The organism is Stutzerimonas frequens, from assembly GCF_024448335.1.
GTDB lineage: Bacteria > Pseudomonadota > Gammaproteobacteria > Pseudomonadales > Pseudomonadaceae > Stutzerimonas > Stutzerimonas frequens.
The window spans coordinates 63,052-83,105 of the sequence record NZ_JAMOHM010000013.1 but is presented as its reverse complement, the minus strand read 5'-3'; the positions used below and the strand labels follow the sequence as shown (position 1 = coordinate 83,105).

The following is a 20,054-nucleotide window of genomic DNA, read 5'->3' as shown; positions in this document are numbered from 1 at the left end:
GCTTGTGGCGGCTCTCGTTCGCGCCTACACGTCTGGCGGGGGTGATAAACAAAAAAGGCTGCCCAAGGGCAGCCTTTTTTGCGCGAGCTTGTCGCTTAACGCGGCAGATCGCGCTTGGCGTGGCCGGTGTACAGCTGACGCGGACGACCAATCTTCTGGCCGGATGCGATCATTTCTTTCCAGTGAGAGATCCAGCCGACGGTACGCGCCAGGGCGAAGATGACAGTGAACATGCTGGTCGGAATGCCGATGGCCTTGAGGATGATGCCCGAGTAGAAGTCCACGTTCGGGTACAGATTGCGCTCGGCGAAGTACGGATCGTTGAGGGCGATCTCTTCCAGCTTCATGGCCAGATCCAGTTGCGGATCGTTGATGCCCAGCTCGCCCAGAACCTCGTCGCAGGTCTGCTTCATGACCTTGGCGCGCGGGTCGAAGTTCTTGTAGACGCGATGTCCGAAGCCCATCAGCTTGAACGGATCGTTCTTGTCCTTGGCCTTGGCCAGGAACTTCTCGACGTTCGATACGTCACCAATCTCGTCCAGCATGGTCAGTACGGCTTCGTTCGCGCCGCCGTGAGCCGGTCCCCACAGGGCGGCGATGCCGGCCGCGATGCAGGCAAATGGGTTGGCGCCGGTGGAGCCTGCCAGACGCACGGTGGAGGTGGAGGCGTTCTGCTCATGGTCGGCGTGCAGGATGAAGATGCGATCCATTGCCTTGGCCAACACCGGGCTGATCGGTTTGATCTCGCACGGGGTGTTGAACATCATGTGCAGGAAGTTTTCCGAGTAGCTCAGGTCGTTACGCGGATACATCAGCGGCTGACCGATCGAGTACTTGTAGACCATTGCGGCGATGGTCGGCATCTTGGCGACCAGGCGCACGGCGGAAATTTCGCGGTGGTGCGGATCGTTGATGTCCAGGGAGTCGTGGTAGAACGCCGAAAGGGCGCCGACAACGCCACACATGATGGCCATGGGGTGGGCGTCACGACGGAAACCATTGAGGAAAGACTTCAGCTGCTCGTGAACCATGGTGTGGTTCTTCACGGTGCTGACGAACTGTGCCTTCTGCTCGGCGGTAGGCAGTTCGCCGTTCAGCAGCAGGTAGCAGGTTTCCAGGTAGTCGGATTTTTCCGCCAGCTGCTCGATCGGGTAGCCGCGATGCAGCAGGATGCCCTTGTCGCCATCGATGTAGGTGATCTTGGACTCGCAAGAGGCGGTCGACATGAAGCCGGGATCGAAGGTGAAGTGACCCGTGGAGGTCAGGCTTCGTACGTCAATTACATCAGGCCCTACGGTACCGGTTAAAACGGGCAGTTCGACGGGGGCAGCGCCCTCGATGATCAACTGCGCTTTCTTGTCAGCCATGTATGGCCTCCTGTTTTGTGCTTGGAATCATCATGGCCCCCCACGCAGGGCCCGCATCACTATAGTGTGATAAACCGCAAAGTCAATTTGCGCGAACCCATGCCGTAGAGGGCTCTGCAGGGGGATGCGTACAGCTTGGGTGCACTGTTTACGGCATTTATATAGGGGGTGCTATCAGCCTTTAGTGGCACTTCACCACATTGTCATTAGTGACCTAACTGTTTATACTCGGACACCGACCGGCAGGGGCCTTACAGGCAGTATTCTGTAGGTTGTCACTCGTGGGTAGCGGGTACTGCTGCGTACTCTTCCCAACAACTTTGCCCTGCGCTCTGGGGCTCTCAAGTGTGAAAAAAAGCCGTGAAAAGCCAACGACCTGTAAACCTAGATCTTAGGACAATAAAACTCCCCATCACTGCTTACACGTCGATTCTCCACCGTGTATCCGGTGTCATCCTGTTCGTCGGTATCGCCTTGCTGCTGCTCGCGCTCGATACCTCGCTGTCTTCTCCGGAAGGCTTCGAGGAGGTTCGTGCGTACCTGGGTAGCCCTCTGGCAAAGCTGGTGAGTTGGGCGTTGCTGTCCGCACTGCTGTACCACCTTGTGGCGGGTGTTCGTCACCTGATCATGGATTCTGGCCATGGTGAGACGCTGGAAGGCGGCAAGCTGGGCTCGAAAATCGTAATCGCCGTATCGGCGGTGCTGATCGTTCTGGCGGGAGTGTGGATATGGTAACCAATGTCACCAACTTTTCGCGCTCGGGTCTGTACGACTGGATGGCGCAGCGCGTTTCTGCAGTGGTTCTTGCGGCTTATTTTCTGTTCCTGCTTGGGTACCTGATTGCGAACCCGGGACTGGAGTACACCCAGTGGCACGCGCTTTTCTCGGCCAACTGGATGCGAATCTTCAGCCTGCTGGCTCTGGTCGCCCTGAGTGTGCACGCGTGGGTAGGTATGTGGACGATCTCTACTGACTACCTGACCAACATGGCGATCGGTAAGTGGGCTACCGGCGTTCGTTTCCTGTTCCAGGCGGTGTGTGGCATTGCCATGTTCACCTTCTTCGTCTGGGGCGTGCAGATTCTTTGGGGTATCTGATTCATGGCTAATATTCGTACGCTTTCCTTCGACGCCATCATCGTTGGTGGCGGTGGCGCCGGTATGCGCGCGGCGCTGCAACTGTCCCAGTCCGGTCACAAGACTGCTGTGGTCACCAAGGTTTTCCCGACTCGTTCGCACACCGTTTCCGCGCAGGGTGGCATCACCTGCGCCATCGCTTCGGCCGACCCGAACGATGACTGGCGCTGGCACATGTACGATACCGTCAAGGGTTCCGACTACATCGGTGACCAGGACGCTATCGAGTACATGTGTTCCGTAGGCCCTGAGGCGGTGTTCGAGCTCGAGCACATGGGGCTGCCGTTCTCCCGTACCGAGCAGGGTCGCATCTATCAGCGTCCGTTCGGTGGGCAGTCCAAGGACTTCGGTAAGGGTGGTCAGGCCGCTCGTACCTGTGCCGCTGCAGACCGTACCGGTCACGCACTGCTGCACACTCTTTATCAGAGCAATCTGAAGAACGACACCGTGTTCCTCAACGAGTGGTACGCGGTCGACCTGGTGAAGAACCAGGACGGCGCAGTCGTTGGTGTCATCGCCATCTGCATCGAGACCGGCGAAACCGTCTACATCCGCTCCAAGGCTACCGTGCTCGCTACTGGCGGCGCTGGTCGCATCTACGCATCGACCACCAACGCCCTGATCAACACCGGTGACGGTGTCGGCATGGCGCTGCGCGCTGGTGTGCCGGTGCAGGACATCGAGATGTGGCAGTTCCACCCGACCGGTATCGCTGGTGCCGGTGTACTGGTAACCGAGGGTTGCCGCGGTGAAGGTGGCTACCTGATCAACAAGCATGGCGAGCGCTTCATGGAGCGTTACGCGCCGAACGCGAAGGACCTGGCTGGTCGTGACGTCGTTGCACGTTCGATGGTCAAGGAAATCCTGGCGGGCAACGGTTGTGGTCCGGATGGCGACCATGTGATGTTGAAGCTGGATCACCTGGGCGAAGAAGTGCTGCACAGCCGTTTGCCTGGTATCTGCGAGCTGTCGAAGACCTTCGCTCACGTCGATCCGGTCGTCGCACCGGTGCCGGTTGTTCCCACCTGCCACTACATGATGGGTGGCATCGCCACCAACATCCATGGTCAGGCGATTACTCAAGACGCCAACGGCAACGACAAGATCATCGACGGTCTGTTCGCTGTGGGCGAAGTGGCCTGCGTATCCGTGCATGGCGCCAACCGTCTGGGCGGCAACTCGCTGCTCGACCTCGTCGTGTTCGGCCGCGCTGCCGGTCTGCACCTGGAGAAGGCGCTGAAGGAAGGTATCGAGCACCGCGGTGCCAGCGAAACCGATCTGGATGTTGCGCTTGGGCGTCTGGCTGGTATCAACGAGCGCAGTACTGGTGAAGACGTTGCTCCGCTGCGTAAGGAGCTGCAGAGCTGCATGCAGAACTACTTCGGTGTATTCCGTACTGGCGAATACATGCAGAAGGGTATCGCTCAGCTGGTCGATCTGCGTCAGCGTATCGCCAACGTCAAGATCTCGGACAAGAGCCAGGCGTTCAACACTGCGCGCATCGAGGCGCTTGAGTTGCAGAACCTTCTGGAAGTCGCCGAGGCTACTGCAATTGCCGCGGAGCACCGCAAGGAATCCCGTGGCGCCCATGCTCGCGAAGATTTCGAAGAGCGTGATGACGAGAACTGGCTGTGCCACACCCTGTACTTCCCGGGTGACAAGCGCGTTGCCAAGCGTGCCGTGAACTTCGCTCCGAAGACCGTTCCGGCATTCGAGCCCAAGGTTCGGACTTATTGAGGTCGCCGATATGTTGCAAGTGAGTGTTTATCGCTACAACCCCGATCAGGACGAAAAGCCGTTCATGCAGGACTTCCAGGTCAATACCGAAGGTAAAGACCTGATGGTTCTGGACGTCTTGGCTCTGATCAAGGAACAGGACCAGGGTTTCTCCTATCGTCGCTCCTGCCGCGAAGGCGTGTGCGGTTCCGACGGGATGAATATCAATGGCAAGAACGGTCTGGCTTGCATCACCCCGCTGTCCTCCGTGGTCAAGGGCAACAAGCTGGTCATCCGTCCGCTGCCAGGTCTGCCGGTCATTCGTGACTTGGTCGTCGATATGAGCATCTTCTACAAGCAGTACGAGAAAGTGCGTCCGTATCTGATGAACGATACGCCGCCGCCGGCTATCGAACGACTGCAAAGTCCGGAAGATCGCGAGAAGCTGGACGGTCTGTACGAGTGCATTCTGTGCGCTTGCTGCTCGACCAGCTGCCCGTCGTTCTGGTGGAACCCTGACAAGTTCCTCGGTCCCGCTGCGTCGCTGCAGGCCTACCGTTTTCTGGCCGACAGTCGCGACACCGAAACCGAGAACCGTCTGGCCGGTCTGGACGATCCGTTCAGCGTGTTCCGCTGCCGCGGTATCATGAACTGCGTTGACGTTTGTCCGAAGGGATTGAACCCTACCAAGGCAATCGGTCACATACGCAACATGCTGCTGCAGAGCGGTACTTGATGACACCCCGGTCGGGAAAGGTTATGCGCTAGCCTGGAACGGCCGGATTGCTTTACCCGTGACACCTGCGGCGCCGAAGTCGAAGCTCGGCGCCGTAGTTTTAGTAGGAATCCCAGCTCACAAAGCCGGGATTTCACTCTGAAAATTTGATGACCAGCAGGAGCATCCGGGTTGTGCCCGGGAACTATCTGCGCGGTCCGTAGTGGCTTTACCTGAGTCGCTGCTTCAGAACTTGGGAAGTCATGCTGCGGTTTCCACGCTGGTGGTGTCTCCTTATCGAAGGTGACCAGACATGCAAGAAAGCGTAATGCAGCGCATGTGGGACAGTGCCCACCTATCCGGTGGTAACGCTGCCTATGTGGAAGAGCTTTATGAGCTCTACCTGCACGATCCCAACGCTGTGCCCGAAGAGTGGCGCACTTACTTCCAGAAGTTGCCCTCCGGTGGCAGCGCTTCAGCCGATGTATCGCATTCGACGATCCGCGACCACTTCGTTCTGCTGGCCAAGAACCAGCGCCGTGCTCAGCCTGTCTCCGCAGGTGCTGTCAGCAGCGAGCATGAGAAGAAGCAGATCGAAGTCCTGCGCCTGATCCAGGCCTACCGAGTGCGCGGCCATCAGGCAGCACAGCTCGATCCGCTTGGCCTGCAGCAGCGCACCGCCCCCGCTGACCTGGCGATCAACAACTACGGTCTGACCGACGCCGATCTTGATACCGTATTCCGCACCGGCGACCTGGCCATGGTCAACGGCCAGGCCACTCTGCGCGAAATCGTCAAGGCTCTGCAAGAAACCTATTGCCGCACCATTGGCGCGGAATACATGCACATCGTCGATTCCGAGCAGCGCAGCTGGTTCGTCCAGCGCTTGGAAAGCGTGCGTGGCCGTCCGGAGTTTTCGCCGGAGATCAAGAGCCACCTGCTCGAGCGCCTCACCGCTGCCGAAGGTCTGGAAAAGTATCTGGGTACCAAATATCCGGGCACCAAGCGCTTCGGTCTGGAAGGTGGCGAGAGCCTGATCCCGCTGCTCGACGAGATCATTCAGCGCTCCGGCTCCTACGGCACCAAGGAAATCGTCATCGGCATGGCCCACCGTGGTCGTCTGAACGTACTGGTCAACACCTTCGGCAAGAATCCGCGCGACCTGTTCGACGAGTTCGAAGGCAAGAAGGTCGAAGGCCTGAGCTCCGGTGACGTCAAGTATCACCAGGGCTTCTCGTCCAACGTGATGACCCCGGGCGGTGAGATCCACCTCGCCATGGCGTTCAACCCGTCGCACCTGGAGATCGTCTCTCCGGTGGTCGAGGGTTCGGTACGCGCTCGCCAGGACCGCCGCAACGACCCGGTTGGCGACAAGGTTCTGCCGGTCACCATCCACGGTGACGCCGCCGTCGCCGGCCAGGGTGTGGTGATGGAAACCTTCCAGATGTCGCAGACCCGTGCCTACCGCACCGGTGGCACCATCCGCATCGTGGTCAACAACCAGGTCGGCTTCACCACCAACAAGCAGGAAGATGCTCGTTCCACCGAGTATGCGACTGACGTGGCGAAGATGATCCAGGCGCCGATCTTCCACGTGAACGCAGACGATCCCGAGGCAGTGCTGTTCGTCACCCAGCTTGCCGTCGACTATCGCATGCAGTTCAAGCGTGACATCGTCATCGACCTGATCTGCTACCGTCGTCGTGGTCACAACGAAGCGGACGAACCAAGCGGTACCCAGCCGCTGATGTACCAGAAGATCGCCAAGCAGCGCACCACCCGTGAGCTGTACGCCGACTCGCTGATTCAGACCAAGGTGCTCGACGATGAGCGCGTCCAGGCAAAAGTCGACGAGTATCGGACTGCGCTGGACAACGGTCTGCATGTGGTCAAGAGCCTGGTCAAGGAGCCGAACAAGGAGCTGTTCGTCGACTGGCGCCCGTATCTGGGGCATGCCTGGACTGCGCGTCACGACACCAGCTTCGACCTGAAGACCCTGCAGGATCTGTCCAACAAGCTGCTGCAGACGCCGGAAGGCTTCGTGGTGCAGCGCCAGGTTTCGAAGATCCTCGAAGATCGCCAGAAGATGGGCGCCGGCGCGCTGGCCATTAACTGGGGCTATGCCGAGACCATGGCTTACGCGACGCTGCTGTTCGAAGGCCATCCGGTGCGTATCTCCGGTCAGGACGTCGGTCGCGGTACCTTCTCGCATCGTCATGCTGCGCTGCACAACCAGAAGGATGGCAGCACCTATATCCCGCTGCAGCACCTGTACGAAGGTCAGCCACGTTTCGATCTGTACGACTCCTTCCTTTCCGAGGAAGCGGTTCTCGCGTTCGAATACGGCTATGCCACCACTACGCCGAATGCGCTGGTGGTCTGGGAAGCGCAGTTCGGTGATTTCGCCAACGGCGCCCAGGTCGTGATCGACCAGTTCATCACCAGCGGGGAGCACAAGTGGGGCCGTCTGTGCGGTCTGACCATGTTGCTGCCGCACGGCTATGAAGGGCAGGGGCCTGAACACTCCTCCGCGCGTCTGGAGCGCTACCTACAGCTGTGCGCCGAGCACAACATCCAGGTCTGCGTACCGACGACTCCGGCGCAGGTCTACCACATGCTGCGTCGCCAGGCGATTCGTCCGCTGCGCAAGCCGCTGGTAGCACTGACGCCCAAGTCGCTGCTGCGCCACAAGCAGGCCATATCGACTCTGGAGGAGCTGACTCAGGGCTCGTTCCAGACCGTGATTCCGGAGATCGATCCGGTCGATCCGGCCAAGGTCGAGCGCGTCATCATGTGTAGCGGCAAGGTCTACTATGACCTGCTGGACAAGCGTCGTGCCGAAGGTCGTGACGATATCGCCATCGTCCGTATCGAGCAGCTTTATCCGTTCCCAGAGGAAGACCTCGCCGAGGCGCTCGCGCCGTATCAGAACGTCAAGCACATCATCTGGTGTCAGGAAGAGCCGATGAACCAGGGCGCCTGGTACTGCAGCCAGCACCACATGCGCCGTGTTGCGACCGCACACAAGAAGGAACTGTTCCTTCAGTACGCGGGTCGTGATGCTTCTGCGGCGCCTGCGGTCGGGTACGCCTCGATGCATGCCGAGCAGCAGGAAAAACTGCTGCAGGACGCCTTCACCGTTTAACCCATTCGTGCGAGAGGCCGCGAACGTTCGCGGCCTCGATGTAGAAACCGAATCAATAGGACCCCTGAATAATGGCTATCGAGATCAAAGCCCCTACATTCCCGGAATCGGTCGCCGACGGCACCGTTGCCACCTGGCACAAGCAGCCGGGCGACGCGGTTAAGCGTGATGAACTGATCGTTGACATCGAAACCGACAAGGTGGTCATGGAAGTACTGGCCGAAGCTGACGGCGTGCTGACCGAGATCGTCAAGAACGAAGGCGACACCGTGCTGAGCGGCGAGCTGCTCGGCAAGCTGGAAGCAGGCGCTGCTGCCGCCGCTGCACCCGCTCAAGCTGCCGCCCCGGCCCCGGCCCCGGCCGCTGCTGCTCCGGCAGCCGCTGCCAGCGCGGGTGGCGAAGAGCCGATCCTGGCCCCGGCGGCCCGCAAGCTGGCGGAAGAGAACGGTATTGACCCGAACAGCATCCGCGGTACCGGCAAGGACGGTCGCGTGACCAAGGAAGACGTCGTCGCTGCCGTCGAGGCCAAGAAGTCCGCTCCGGCTGCTGCTGCCAAGCCTGCTGCTCCGGCTGCTGCCGCGCCGATCTTCGCCGAGGGTGATCGTGTCGAGAAGCGCGTGCCGATGACCCGCCTGCGGGCCAAGGTCGCCGAGCGCCTGGTCGAAGCCCAGTCCTCCATGGCCATGCTGACGACGTTCAACGAAGTCAACATGAAGCCGATCATGGAGCTGCGCGCCAAGTACAAGGACCTCTTCGAGAAGACCCACAACGGCGTGCGTCTGGGCTTCATGTCCTTCTTCGTCAAGGCCGCAGTCGAAGCACTCAAGCGCCAGCCCGGCGTCAATGCCTCCATCGACGGTAACGACATTGTCTACCACGGTTATCAGGACATCGGCGTCGCCGTCTCCAGCGACCGCGGTCTGGTGGTTCCGGTGCTGCGCAACGCCGAGCACATGAGCCTGGCCGAGATCGAGGGCGGCATCAACAACTTCGGCAAGAAGGCCAAGGCCGGCAAACTGACCATCGAAGAGATGACCGGCGGCACCTTCACCATCTCCAACGGTGGTGTGTTCGGTTCGCTGCTGTCGACGCCGATCGTCAACCCGCCGCAGACCGCTATTCTTGGCATGCACAAGATCCAGGAACGTCCGATGGCCGTTAATGGTCAAGTGGTCATCCTGCCGATGATGTACCTGGCGCTGTCCTATGACCACCGCTTGATCGACGGCAAGGAAGCAGTGACCTTCCTGGTTACCATGAAGGACCTGCTGGAAGACCCGGCCCGTCTGCTGCTGGATATCTGATAGAAACGCCCCAGGCTGCAGTTGGCGGGTCTGGCGAAAGCCGTCCCTGCTGCCTGCAGCCTTTGGCTTTTAGCTGCTTTTAAGAGGATTCGTAATGAGCCAGAAATTCGACGTCGTCGTCATCGGTGCCGGCCCTGGCGGCTATGTGGCCGCCATTCGTGCAGCCCAGCTGGGTCTGAAGACCGCGTGTATCGAAAAATATCAGGGCAAGGACGGCAAGACCGCGCTGGGCGGTACCTGCCTGAACGTAGGTTGCATTCCTTCCAAGGCTCTGCTGGACAGCTCCTACAAGTTCCATGAAGCCCATGAGAGCTTCAAGGTTCACGGCATCAGCACCGGCGAAGTGGCTATGGACGTGCCGACCATGGTTGCGCGCAAGGACCAGATCGTTAAGAACCTCACCGGCGGTGTCTCGTCCCTGATGAAAGCCAACGGTGTGACCGTGTTCGAAGGGCATGGCAAGCTGCTGGCCGGCAAGCAGGTCGAAGTCACCGGCCTGGACGGCAATGTCCAGACGCTCGCCGCCGAGAATGTCATCCTGGCTTCCGGTTCCACTCCGGTGAACATCCCGCCGGCGCCGGTTGATCAGAAAGTCATCGTCGATTCTACCGGCGCACTGGACTTCCAGAGCGTGCCGGGCAAGCTGGGCGTCATCGGTGCCGGTGTGATCGGTCTGGAGCTGGGTTCGGTCTGGGCCCGTCTCGGCGCCGAAGTCACCGTCATCGAGGCCATGGAAAAGTTCCTGCCGGCCGCGGACGAGCAGATTTCCAAGGAAGCTTTCAAGGTCCTGTCCAAGCAGGGTCTGAAGATCCTGCTGGGCGCGCGCCTGACCGGTTCGGAAGTGAAGGGCGATCAGGTGACCGTCAACTTCACCAGCGCCGAAGGCGAGCAGCAGATGACCTTCGACAAGCTGATCGTTGCAGTCGGCCGTCGTCCTGTCACCACTGACCTGCTGGCTGCCGATGCCGGCGTCGACATGGATGAGCGTGGCTTCATCTTCGTCGACGACCAGTGCGCTACCAGCGTTCCGGGCGTATACGCCATCGGTGACGTGGTTCGCGGCGCCATGCTGGCCCACAAGGCTTCGGAAGAGGGCGTGATGGTTGCCGAGCGTATCGCTGGCCACAAGACCCAGATGAACTATGACCTGATTCCGTCGGTCATCTACACTCACCCGGAAATCGCATGGGTCGGCAAGTCCGAGCAGGCACTGAAGGCCGAAGGCGTTGAAGTCAACGTCGGTACCTTCCCGTTCGCCGCTAGTGGCCGTGCCATGGCTGCCAACGACACTGCCGGCCTGGTCAAGGTCATCGCCGATGCCAAGACCGACCGCGTGTTGGGCGTGCATGTGATGGGCCCAAGCGCCGCCGAGCTGGTTCAGCAGGGCGCGATCGGCATGGAATTCGGTACCAGTGCCGAAGACCTGGGTATGATGGTCTTCTCCCATCCGACGATGTCCGAAGCGCTGCATGAAGCGGCCCTGGCAGTGAATGGCCACGCCATCCACATCGCCAATCGCAAGAAGCGCTAATCGGTTTCGTGCTGTACCCGGGCCCGACGTATCTGCAGATACGCCGGGCCTTTTGCAAACTGCAGATTCGAAAAGGATTGCAGGTCGCTGAGAGGTATCGTGAATTCGCAGATAGTTTTCAGCGACTTGTGAGGGAGGCACGGCGGTTCGTCGTGCCGTAAATGCGCCAATACCAAAACAGACGGTAGAAAGCATGAATCTTCACGAGTACCAAGGTAAACAACTGTTCGCTGAATACGGTCTGCCCGTGTCCAAAGGCTACGCAGTCGATAGCCCGAAGGAAGCAGCGGAAGCCTGCGACAAGATCGGCGGCACACAATGGGTGGTCAAGGCCCAAGTGCATGCCGGTGGACGTGGCAAGGCGGGTGGCGTAAAGCTGGTTCGCAGCAAGGATGAGGCCCGGGCGTTCGCCCAGCAGTGGCTCGACAAGCGTCTGGTGACCTACCAGACCGATGCCAATGGTCAGCCGGTCAGCAAGATTCTGGTCGAGGCGTGCACCGATATCGACAAGGAGCTCTACCTGGGCGCCGTGGTCGATCGCGCCAGTCGCCGGATCGTCTTCATGGCGTCGACCGAAGGTGGCGTGGACATCGAAAAAGTCGCTCACGACACGCCCGAGAAAATCCTCAAGGCCACCATCGATCCGCTGGTAGGCGCGCAGCCCTTCCAGGCGCGCGAACTGGCGTTCCAGTTGGGCCTCAAGGGTGACCAGGTCAAGCAGTTCGTGCACATCTTCGTCGGTCTTGCCCAGTTGTTCCAGGACTACGACCTGGCACTGCTCGAAGTGAATCCGCTGGTGATCAAGAAGGACGGCAACCTGCACTGCCTGGACGCCAAGATCAACATCGACAGCAACGCCATCTATCGCCAGCCGAAGCTGCGCGACATGGCCGATCCATCGCAGGACGATCCGCGCGAGGCGCATGCCGCCAAGTGGGAACTGAACTACGTGGCGCTCGACGGCAACATCGGTTGCATGGTCAACGGTGCCGGCCTGGCGATGGGCACCATGGACATCGTCAACCTGCATGGCGGTGCACCGGCGAACTTCCTCGACGTGGGCGGTGGCGCCACCGAGGAGCGGGTGACCGAAGCGTTCAAGATCATTCTCTCCGACAGCAATGTCGCTGCCGTTCTGGTGAACATCTTCGGCGGCATCGTACGTTGCGACATGATCGCCGAGGGCATCATCGGTGCCGTGCGTGAGGTGGGCGTCAAGGTGCCTGTTGTGGTTCGTCTGGAAGGCAACAACGCCGACTTGGGCGCCAAGATGCTAAGCGAGAGCGGTCTGAACATCATCGGCGCGAGCAGCCTGACCGATGCGGCCATTCAGGTTGTCAAAGCCGCGGAGGGCAAGTAATGAGCGTATTGATCAACAAGGACACCAAGGTCATCTGCCAGGGCTTCACCGGATCGCAGGGCACATTCCACTCCGAGCAGGCGATTGCTTACGGCACCAAGATGGTCGGTGGCGTCACGCCCGGCAAGGGTGGCACGATGCACTTGGGGCTGCCGGTGTTCAACACCGTCAAGGAGGCCGTGGAGGCCACCGGCGCCGATGCATCTGTGATTTACGTACCGGCCCCGTTCTGCAAGGACTCCATCCTCGAAGCGGCATTCGGTGGCATCAAGCTGATCGTCTGCATCACCGAAGGCATCCCGACGCTGGACATGCTCGAAGTGAAGATCAAGTGCGACGAGCTTGGCGTGCGACTGATCGGGCCGAACTGCCCCGGCGTGATCACTCCGGGTGAGTGCAAGATCGGCATTCAGCCGGGGCACATCCATCAGCCAGGCAAGGTGGGCATCGTCTCGCGCTCCGGCACGCTGACCTACGAAGCCGTGAAGCAGACCACCGATGCCGGTTTCGGCCAGTCGACCTGCGTCGGCATCGGCGGCGACCCGATCCCAGGGTCGACCTTCATCGATATCCTCAAGCTGTTCCAGGATGATCCGCAGACCGAAGCCATCGTCATGATCGGCGAGATCGGCGGTTCGGCCGAAGAGGAGGCTGCCGCCTTCATCAAGGCCAACGTGACCAAGCCGGTAGTGTCCTACATCGCCGGTGTCACCGCTCCGGCTGGCAAGCGCATGGGGCATGCGGGGGCGATCATCTCTGGCGGTAAGGGTACTGCGGAAGAGAAGTTCGCTGCCCTCCAGGACGCTGGCGTGAAGACCGTACGCTCTCTGGCCGACATTGGCAAAGCACTGGCAGATGTGACCGGTTGGGCGATGAAAGCCTGACCGGACTCCAAGCGCCCGGGCAATCGCCGGGCGCTTGGATTCGAGACGTACCTCGTTGCGCCGCCGCGGCGCAACGAGTTCCATCTGTTCGCGCGATTGGCTTTCCTTCGCGCAGGCCGAGCGACAATGTTTCGCGGCCGATGCTGACGTTCCGGTCAGCATTCATCGGCGCATCGTGGCATCATTGCCACTCATTCATACGTTTGTTCGCTTCACAAGAGCGACAGCGTGCAAGAAGAATCCGGCCCAAACGGCTGGATGATGTTTCCTTATCCCTGAAGGAAACCCGCACTCCATCATTCAGGCCGATATGAATCGTCGTTCCGTCGCGCTCGTGAGCTGCGCCGCGTTCATTGGTTGCCGTCATCTTCTGGTAGTTTTTCCCGCATGAATCGTTTGAAAGGTTTTGACCTGCTGGCACTTGGCTTTATGACGTTTGCGCTGTTCCTGGGCGCCGGCAATATCATCTTCCCCCCCAGCGCCGGCATGGCTGCAGGTGCATTCATCTGGCAGGCGGCGCTTGGTTTCCTGCTGACCGGGGTCGGCCTGCCGCTATTGACGGTTGTCGCGCTGGCCCGCGTCGGCGGTGGAATGGACCGCCTGACCGCTCCGCTCGGCAATGTCGCAGGCACCGTTCTCGCAGTGGCGGTCTATTTGGCAATCGGACCGCTGTTCGCCACACCGCGTACGGCTGTCGTTTCGTTCGAGATGGGTATCGCGCCGTTCAGCGGTAACTCGGGCATGCCGCTGTTTCTCTATACGCTGGTCTTCTTCGCGGCGATGCTGTTCCTGGTGCTGAACCCGGGGCAGCTGGTCAATCGCATCGGCAAATTCATCACCCCCGTATTGCTGTCGGCATTGCTGGTGCTGGGCGGTGCTGCGATCTTCGCTCCAGCGGGTGAGGTGGGCGCCGCGACCGAGGGGTATCGGGCGTCACCGCTTATCAAAGGGTTCCTCGAGGGCTATCTGACCATGGATACGCTCGGTGCGCTGGTGTTCGGCATCGTGATCGCCACCGCCATCCGAGACCGCGGCGTGACCGAGCCGGCCCTGGTGACCCGTTATTCGATGATCGCCGGCGTGATTGCAGCCATCGGCCTTTCGCTGGTGTATCTGGCGCTGTTCTACCTTGGTGCGACGAGCCAGGGGATCGCCGCCGGCGCCGAAAATGGCGTACAGATTCTCACCACCTACGTGCAACACACCTTCGGCACTCCGGGCAGTCTGCTGCTTGCGGTCGTCATCACATTGGCCTGTCTGACCACTGCGGTAGGCCTGACCACGGCCTGTGGCGAGTTCTTCAGTGCCTTGCTGCCGGTGTCCTATCGCGCCGTGGTGATCGTCTTCGCACTCTTCAGCCTGTTGGTGGCCAACCAAGGCCTGACTCAGTTGATTAGTGTGTCGGTCCCGGTGCTGGTTGGACTTTATCCGCTCGCCATCGTGCTGGTGGCGTTGAGTCTGCTTGATCGCTTCTGGCTGTCGGCACCGCGGGTCTTCGTGCCGGTGATGGCAGTAACGCTGGTCTTCGGTGTGGTCGATGGCCTCGCCGCGGCCGGGCTGGGCGGCTGGGTCCCGCCTCTGTTCAGCCAGTTGCCGTTGGCCGATCAGAGCATGGGCTGGTTGGTTCCGGTCTTGCTGATGCTGGTGCTGGCAGTTGTTACCGACCGGCTGCTGGGTCGTGCCGAGCGTGTGCAGTCGGGCATGAAGTAAGCGTTGCGCTGCAACGCCGCTGGCGATCAGGCGGCACTGCAGCGCTATCGTCGGGAGCGCTGCTGGCTATAATCACGCAACGTTTCCGAGGGTGTGCCATGAGCTTGTCCGATCCAAACCTGCCTCATCTGATCGCTGTGCTGTGGTTCATCCTGTGCTGGGTCGGTTATACCCGTTATGCCAGCTGGCGGGCGCGGGACACAGCCTGTCTGGCAAGCGTGCTGCATCTGTACCGGGAGGACTGGATGCAGCGGCTGCTGATGCGTGACAACCGCATTGCCGATGCCAATGTCATCGGCAATCTCGAGCGCAACGCCTCCTTCTTTGCGTCCAGTACGCTGATCATTCTCGCTGGCATTCTGACTGCATTGGGTGCGTCGGATCGCGCGGTCTCGCTGCTCGCCGATCTGCCGTTTGCGCAACCGGTCAGCCGCGGGCTGTCCGAGATCAAGCTGCTGTGTCTTGCAGTGGTCTTCGTCTACGCGTTCTTCACGTTCAGCTGGTGCATGCGCCAGTACAACTTCGCCGCCGTGCTGGTTGCCTCCGCGCCGATGGTGGGGGAGCGCAACGTCAGTGATCAGGAGCGAAGAGCTTTCGCTGATCGGGCGGCACAGGTCATTTCCATGGCCGCCAACCAGTTCAACTTCGGCTTGCGTGCCTACTACTTCGGCATGGCGACGCTCGCCTGGTTCGTTCATCCCTGGTTCTTCATGCTCGTCACGGCCGGCGTGGTCCTCATTCTCTATCGCCGGGAATTCCACTCCGACGTGCTCGAAGTCATGGTGTTCACGCCAACTTCGCCAGCCGAAGCGCCTAGGGAATAGGGCACAGCGCGGGCGAGCGGTATCATTCGCGGCTGATTCAACCGTCGAGAATTCGAATGAGCGATAGCCAGATACTCGAGCGCACCCAGCGCTTTCTGTCAGTCCTGCGGCACTGCCAGGTTCTGGGCCTGCGTGTCGAGCATGCCGACAGCCGCGGACTCACCTTGCGCCTGCCTTACAGCGAAAAGATCATCGGCAACCCGGAGACCGGAGTCGTTCATGGCGGCGCGATCACTACGCTGATGGACACCACCTGCGGGATTTCCACCGCCTGCGCACTGCCGGAACTTGAGGTCTGCCCAACGCTCGATTTGCGCATCGATTACATGCATCCGGCTGAGCCGGGGCACGACATCTTCGGTTTCGCCGAATGCTACCGCGTTACGCCGACGGTAATCTTCACTCGGGGCATCGCGTACCAACGCGATATCAATGAGCCCATTGCCCACGCGGTGGGAACCTTCATGCGTATGGGCAAGGGCGCCCAGGGTGTGTTTGGCTCGGAGGGGAAGGCATGAGCGATTTCAACCTCGGTGAGCTGGTTCAGAAAGCGCACGCGACCAATGACTACAACTCGCTGATCCAGTTGGTGCCCTATGCTCGCCTGATCGGCATCGAGTGTCTGCGTCTGGGCGACGAGATGGTTTTTCGACTGCCGCAGAACGAGAGCAACATCGGCAACCCGCTACCGGCCATCCATGGCGGCGTCATCGCAGGCTTCATGGAGCATGCAGCGATGCTGCACCTATTGATGTTCATGGGGGCGCCACATTTGCCCAAAATCATCGACTTCTCGATAGATTATCTGCGTGCCGGTCACTATCGTGACACCTTCGCCGCCTGCCAGGTCTGGCGCCAAGGCCGCAGGGTCGCCAATGTCGCGATCACCGCCTGGCAGACCCGTCAGGCCGAGCCCATCGCCACCGCCCGCTGCCATTTCAAGATCGACGAGCCCTGACGCATTCGTCAGGGTGGCGGCGTTGCGGTGCGCGGCGTCACCTAGTGCGATTGCGTGAAGGAACTCGAATGGAAGCACTGTTGATTCTCGGCGGCCTATTGCTGGTGTTCGCCGGTTTCGTCTGGCTGATCAGCCAGGCATTCGCGACGAGCCTGTTGTGGGGGATTGGCAGCTTGCTGCCGCCACTGACGCTGGCGTTCGTGTTCAGTCATTGGCGTGCTGCACGTAGGGCCGTGGTGCTTTCCTGTCTCGGGGTGATCCCGTTGGTGGTCGGGTTGTCGTTGCTGGCCAGTCGCGATGCTGACCGCCTGGCAGCGATCTTCAGCCTGCGCTGGCTGCCGACGCAGGTTCAGCCCGAGCTGAGCATGAACATCAAAGGACAACTCAATGGTCGGGCATTTGCGCCGCAACAGGGCGAATTCATCAATGGTGTGCTGACACTGCGCGAAGGGCGGGGCTTTTTCGCCCGGCAGGAAGTCATCGTACGGCTGCGCGAGCCGGTTGACGGCGCCCTGCGCGTCGATGTGCTGCCCGACGACGCCGGACCATTACCCGAAGTCGAGATAGCCTGGCTCAGCCGCGACCGGGAATTGCCCGAAAGTCGCCGTCTCGACCGTGGCTATACCCTGCATCTCGATCTGGAACCCGTCGCACCGAACAAGCTGAGTGGCGATTTTCACCTGGTCCTGCCCCCGCATTATCAGACCAGCCTCAACGGCAACGTCGAACTGTTTACCAATCGGCTGCGCTACCGCAACGGCGAGGTCGATCGTCGGCACGATTCACAGGATACGCTGGCCTTTGTCATCGAGGATTACCTGCAGCGTCGCCACGCCAGTCGCGATGTCTCGATACAACCGCTGCCGACGTTGGCGCTGCCAGCCGATGAGCTTGAGGTAAGTGTTCAGGCTACGGTCAAGGGCGAGGCGCAGGGCTTTACTCTACATCTGGTCAAGGATGCGCAGGGCTGGCAGGTCAGGGGCGACGATTATCCTGCCCTGACTGCCGACGTGATCGCGCCGGCCGCTGCCCGCGATGAAAGCCCCGCCGCCGTGAAGGCCATCCCTGTCACCGCCAAGGATCGTCATCCGGGGTTTTCGCTGGAACGGTTGTTGCGCGATCCGGCTCGCTACCAACAGATGCTGGTCCGCGCGCATACCGAACGTGGCGGGGTTGCCGAGGGTCGCTTCCTGGGGCTGGACAGCGAAGGCAAGCTGATCATTCGGCGGGTCATCCGCGGGCCCGGCGAGGCCAGCTACAACCTGGCACCGGGTGAAATCGTACTACTCGAACTGGTCGAGCCATGACCCAGGGGCGGTGCAAGACACGCGCCGCCCGCCCTTGAAATCCATCGTCGTGCCCCCATCTGCCTGACATCGCCGCAGCCGCGGTCCGAGCCATTGAGATGATGTGGAGTTCGTAGACGATGAGTGTGGAGACTCAAAAAGAAACCCTGGGCTTCCAGACCGAAGTGAAGCAGCTGCTTCATCTGATGATCCATTCGCTGTACTCGAACAAGGAAATCTTCCTTCGCGAACTGATTTCCAATGCTTCCGACGCTGCTGACAAGCTGCGCTTCGAAGCACTGGCCAAGCCGGAGCTGCTCGAAGGTGGCGCCGAGCTGAAGATCCGGCTTTCCTTCGATAAGGAGGCCAAGACCGTCACCCTCGAAGACAACGGCATTGGCATGAGCCGCGAGGACGTGATCGCGCATCTGGGCACCATCGCCAAATCCGGCACTGCGGATTTTCTGAAGAATCTCTCCGGCGACCAGAAGAAGGACTCGCACCTGATCGGCCAGTTCGGTGTGGGCTTCTATTCGGCATTCATCGTCGCCGACAAGGTCGACGTTTACAGCCGCCGCGCCGGTACTCCGGCGAGCGAAGGTGTGCACTGGTCTTCGAAGGGCGAGGGCGAGTTCGAAGTCGCCACCGTCGATAAGCCCGAGCGCGGCACCCGCATCGTCCTTCACCTGAAGAAGGGTGAAGAAGAGTTCGCCGATGGCTGGCGCCTGCGCAATATCGTCAAGAAGTATTCCGACCATATCGCCTTGCCCATCGAGTTGCCGAAGGAGCCCCTTTCTTCTCTGGAGAGCGACGAAGAGAAGGACAAGCCGGCGGAAATCGAATGGGAAACGGTCAACCGTGCCAGTGCCCTCTGGACCCGTCCGCGCAGCGAAGTGAAGGACGAGGAATATCAGGAGTTCTACAAGCACGTCGCTCACGACTTCGACAACCCGCTGTCCTGGAGCCACAACAAGGTCGAGGGCAAGCTGGAGTACACCTCGCTGCTCTACGTGCCGGGTCGCGCGCCGTTCGATCTGTACCATCGCGAAGCGCCCAAGGGCCTCAAGCTCTACGTTCAGCGCGTGTTCATCATGGATCAGGCCGACGAGTTCCTGCCGCTGTACCTGCGTTTCATCAAGGGTGTGGTGGACTCCAATGACCTGTCGCTCAACGTTTCGCGCGAGATCCTGCAAAAGGATCCGGTAATCGACTCGATGAAGTCGGCGCTGACCAAGCGCGTGCTGGACATGCTGGAAAAGCTGGCGAAGGACAAGCCGGAGGACTACAAGAAGTTCTGGTCGCAGTTCGGCCAGGTGCTGAAGGAAGGCCCTGCGGAAGATTTCGCCAACAAGGAGAAGATCGCCGGCCTGCTGCGCTTCGCCTCCACCAGCGATGCGTCCGGCGAGCAGTCGGTATCGCTGGCCGATTATCTGGGTCGGGTGAAGGAAGGCCAGGACAAGATCTACTACCTGACCGGCGAGAGCCATGCACAGGTCAAGAACAGCCCGCACCTGGAGGTCTTCCGCAAGAAGGGCATCGAAGTCCTGCTGCTCACCGACCGCATCGATGAGTGGCTGATGAGCTATCTCACCGAATTCGATGGCAAGCAGTTCGTTGACGTGGCGCGAGGCGATCTGGATCTGGGCAAGCTGGACTCGGAAGAGGACAAGAAGGCCCAGGAAGAGATTGCCAAGGCCAAGGAAGGGCTGATCGAGCGTCTCAAGGGCGCGCTGGGCGACGAGGTCGCCGAGGTGCGAGTCTCGCATCGCCTGACCGACTCGCCAGCCATTCTTGCCATCGGTGAGCAGGATCTCGGCTTGCAGATGCGTCAGATCCTTGAGGCGAGCGGGCAGAAGGTGCCGGAGTCCAAGCCGATCTTCGAGATCAACCCGCAGCATCCGCTGATCGAGAAGCTGGACGCCGAGCCGGACGAAGATCGCTTCGCCGATCTTTCACACATCCTCTTCGATCAGGCCGCACTCGCGGCGGGAGACAGCCTCAAGGACCCGGCTGCCTATGTGCAGCGTCTGAACAAGCTGCTGGTCGAGCTTTCGGCCTGAGCCGCTGCTGCAAGATGAAAACGGCCCGTCAACGACGGGCCGTTTTCATTTCCTTCCA

General features: G+C 60.4%; 16 protein-coding genes. 15 read left to right on the top strand and 1 reads right to left on the bottom strand.

Annotation, left to right across the window (positions count from 1 at the left end; genetic code table 11):
- Positions 1–95: 95 nt before the first annotated feature.
- Complete coding sequence (gene gltA / locus NAO55_RS16900; protein ID WP_003302389.1) at positions 96–1,367, bottom strand: citrate synthase; 1,272 nt, start codon at positions 1,365–1,367, stop codon at positions 96–98.
- Between the two features lie 360 nt (positions 1,368–1,727).
- Here gltA and sdhC point away from each other — a divergent pair, with 360 nt between their 5' ends.
- From sdhC to htpG, 15 genes are all read left to right on the top strand, one after another.
- Positions 1,728–2,102 (top strand): succinate dehydrogenase, cytochrome b556 subunit, encoded by a 375-nt coding sequence (gene sdhC / locus NAO55_RS16895; RefSeq protein ID WP_003302391.1) that lies wholly within the window; start codon positions 1,728–1,730, stop codon positions 2,100–2,102.
- Entirely contained in the window at positions 2,096–2,464 is a 369-nt protein-coding gene (gene sdhD / locus NAO55_RS16890) for a succinate dehydrogenase, hydrophobic membrane anchor protein (RefSeq protein ID WP_011913018.1), read from the top strand. The genes sdhC and sdhD overlap by 7 nt, the downstream gene beginning before the upstream one ends.
- A gap of 3 nt (positions 2,465–2,467) precedes the next feature.
- The gene (gene sdhA / locus NAO55_RS16885) at positions 2,468–4,240 is read left to right on the top strand and encodes a succinate dehydrogenase flavoprotein subunit (protein WP_102841284.1); all 1,773 of its coding nucleotides are present in this window, start codon (positions 2,468–2,470) and stop codon (positions 4,238–4,240) included.
- Between the two features lie 10 nt (positions 4,241–4,250).
- Complete coding sequence (locus NAO55_RS16880; protein ID WP_013982597.1) at positions 4,251–4,955, top strand: succinate dehydrogenase iron-sulfur subunit; 705 nt, start codon at positions 4,251–4,253, stop codon at positions 4,953–4,955.
- Between the two features lie 292 nt (positions 4,956–5,247).
- A complete protein-coding gene (locus tag NAO55_RS16875) occupies positions 5,248–8,079 on the top strand; it encodes a 2-oxoglutarate dehydrogenase E1 component (protein ID WP_102841283.1) in 2,832 nt (943 codons plus the stop codon).
- A 71-nt stretch (positions 8,080–8,150) separates the two neighbouring features.
- Positions 8,151–9,383 (top strand): 2-oxoglutarate dehydrogenase complex dihydrolipoyllysine-residue succinyltransferase, encoded by a 1,233-nt coding sequence (gene odhB / locus NAO55_RS16870; protein ID WP_102841282.1) that lies wholly within the window; start codon positions 8,151–8,153, stop codon positions 9,381–9,383.
- A 94-nt stretch (positions 9,384–9,477) separates the two neighbouring features.
- The gene (gene lpdA, locus NAO55_RS16865) at positions 9,478–10,914 is read left to right on the top strand and encodes a dihydrolipoyl dehydrogenase (RefSeq protein WP_102841281.1); all 1,437 of its coding nucleotides are present in this window, start codon (positions 9,478–9,480) and stop codon (positions 10,912–10,914) included.
- Positions 10,915–11,107: 193 nt separating this feature from the next.
- Positions 11,108–12,274, top strand: coding sequence for an ADP-forming succinate--CoA ligase subunit beta (gene sucC / locus NAO55_RS16860; RefSeq protein WP_003294782.1), 1,167 nt, complete (start codon positions 11,108–11,110; stop codon positions 12,272–12,274).
- Positions 12,274–13,158 (top strand): succinate--CoA ligase subunit alpha, encoded by an 885-nt coding sequence (gene sucD / locus NAO55_RS16855; RefSeq protein WP_102841280.1) that lies wholly within the window; start codon positions 12,274–12,276, stop codon positions 13,156–13,158. Before sucC ends, sucD begins: the two co-directional genes overlap by 1 nt.
- 387 nt (positions 13,159–13,545) lie before the next feature.
- On the top strand, positions 13,546–14,868 hold the full coding sequence (brnQ, locus tag NAO55_RS16850; protein ID WP_102841279.1) for a branched-chain amino acid transport system II carrier protein: 1,323 nt from the start codon (positions 13,546–13,548) through the stop codon (positions 14,866–14,868).
- A 98-nt stretch (positions 14,869–14,966) separates the two neighbouring features.
- Positions 14,967–15,692 (top strand): DUF599 domain-containing protein, encoded by a 726-nt coding sequence (locus NAO55_RS16845; protein WP_063543347.1) that lies wholly within the window; start codon positions 14,967–14,969, stop codon positions 15,690–15,692.
- Positions 15,693–15,748: 56 nt separating this feature from the next.
- Positions 15,749–16,210, top strand: a complete 462-nt coding sequence (locus tag NAO55_RS16840; protein ID WP_102841278.1) for a PaaI family thioesterase — start codon at positions 15,749–15,751, stop codon at positions 16,208–16,210.
- Positions 16,207–16,650, top strand: coding sequence for a PaaI family thioesterase (locus tag NAO55_RS16835; RefSeq protein ID WP_102841277.1), 444 nt, complete (start codon positions 16,207–16,209; stop codon positions 16,648–16,650). The genes NAO55_RS16840 and NAO55_RS16835 overlap by 4 nt, the downstream gene beginning before the upstream one ends.
- 68 nt (positions 16,651–16,718) lie before the next feature.
- A complete protein-coding gene (locus tag NAO55_RS16830; RefSeq protein ID WP_102841276.1) occupies positions 16,719–17,957 on the top strand; it encodes an MFS transporter in 1,239 nt (412 codons plus the stop codon).
- 119 nt (positions 17,958–18,076) lie between these two features.
- On the top strand, positions 18,077–19,996 hold the full coding sequence (gene htpG / locus NAO55_RS16825; protein WP_102841275.1) for a molecular chaperone HtpG: 1,920 nt from the start codon (positions 18,077–18,079) through the stop codon (positions 19,994–19,996).
- The last annotated feature ends 58 nt before the right edge of the window (positions 19,997–20,054 follow it).

Bases quoted from the DNA above. Each gene is read 5' to 3' on its own strand.
- sucD (WP_102841280.1), top strand. From the start codon at position 12,274: ATGAGCGTATTGATCAACAAGGACACCAAGGTCATCTGCCAGGGCTTC.
- NAO55_RS16835 (WP_102841277.1), top strand. From the start codon at position 16,207: ATGAGCGATTTCAACCTCGGTGAGCTGGTTCAGAAAGCGCACGCGACC.
- NAO55_RS16845 (WP_063543347.1), top strand. From the start codon at position 14,967: ATGAGCTTGTCCGATCCAAACCTGCCTCATCTGATCGCTGTGCTGTGG.
- NAO55_RS16880 (WP_013982597.1), top strand. From the start codon at position 4,251: ATGTTGCAAGTGAGTGTTTATCGCTACAACCCCGATCAGGACGAAAAG.
- odhB (WP_102841282.1), top strand. From the start codon at position 8,151: ATGGCTATCGAGATCAAAGCCCCTACATTCCCGGAATCGGTCGCCGAC.
- sdhD (WP_011913018.1), top strand. From the start codon at position 2,096: ATGGTAACCAATGTCACCAACTTTTCGCGCTCGGGTCTGTACGACTGG.
- lpdA (WP_102841281.1), top strand. From the start codon at position 9,478: ATGAGCCAGAAATTCGACGTCGTCGTCATCGGTGCCGGCCCTGGCGGC.
- NAO55_RS16830 (WP_102841276.1), top strand. From the start codon at position 16,719: ATGGAAGCACTGTTGATTCTCGGCGGCCTATTGCTGGTGTTCGCCGGT.
- NAO55_RS16875 (WP_102841283.1), top strand. From the start codon at position 5,248: ATGCAAGAAAGCGTAATGCAGCGCATGTGGGACAGTGCCCACCTATCC.
- sdhA (WP_102841284.1), top strand. From the start codon at position 2,468: ATGGCTAATATTCGTACGCTTTCCTTCGACGCCATCATCGTTGGTGGC.
- sucC (WP_003294782.1), top strand. From the start codon at position 11,108: ATGAATCTTCACGAGTACCAAGGTAAACAACTGTTCGCTGAATACGGT.
- brnQ (WP_102841279.1), top strand. From the start codon at position 13,546: ATGAATCGTTTGAAAGGTTTTGACCTGCTGGCACTTGGCTTTATGACG.
- htpG (WP_102841275.1), top strand. From the start codon at position 18,077: ATGAGTGTGGAGACTCAAAAAGAAACCCTGGGCTTCCAGACCGAAGTG.
- gltA (WP_003302389.1), bottom strand. From the start codon at position 1,367: ATGGCTGACAAGAAAGCGCAGTTGATCATCGAGGGCGCTGCCCCCGTC.
- NAO55_RS16840 (WP_102841278.1), top strand. From the start codon at position 15,749: ATGAGCGATAGCCAGATACTCGAGCGCACCCAGCGCTTTCTGTCAGTC.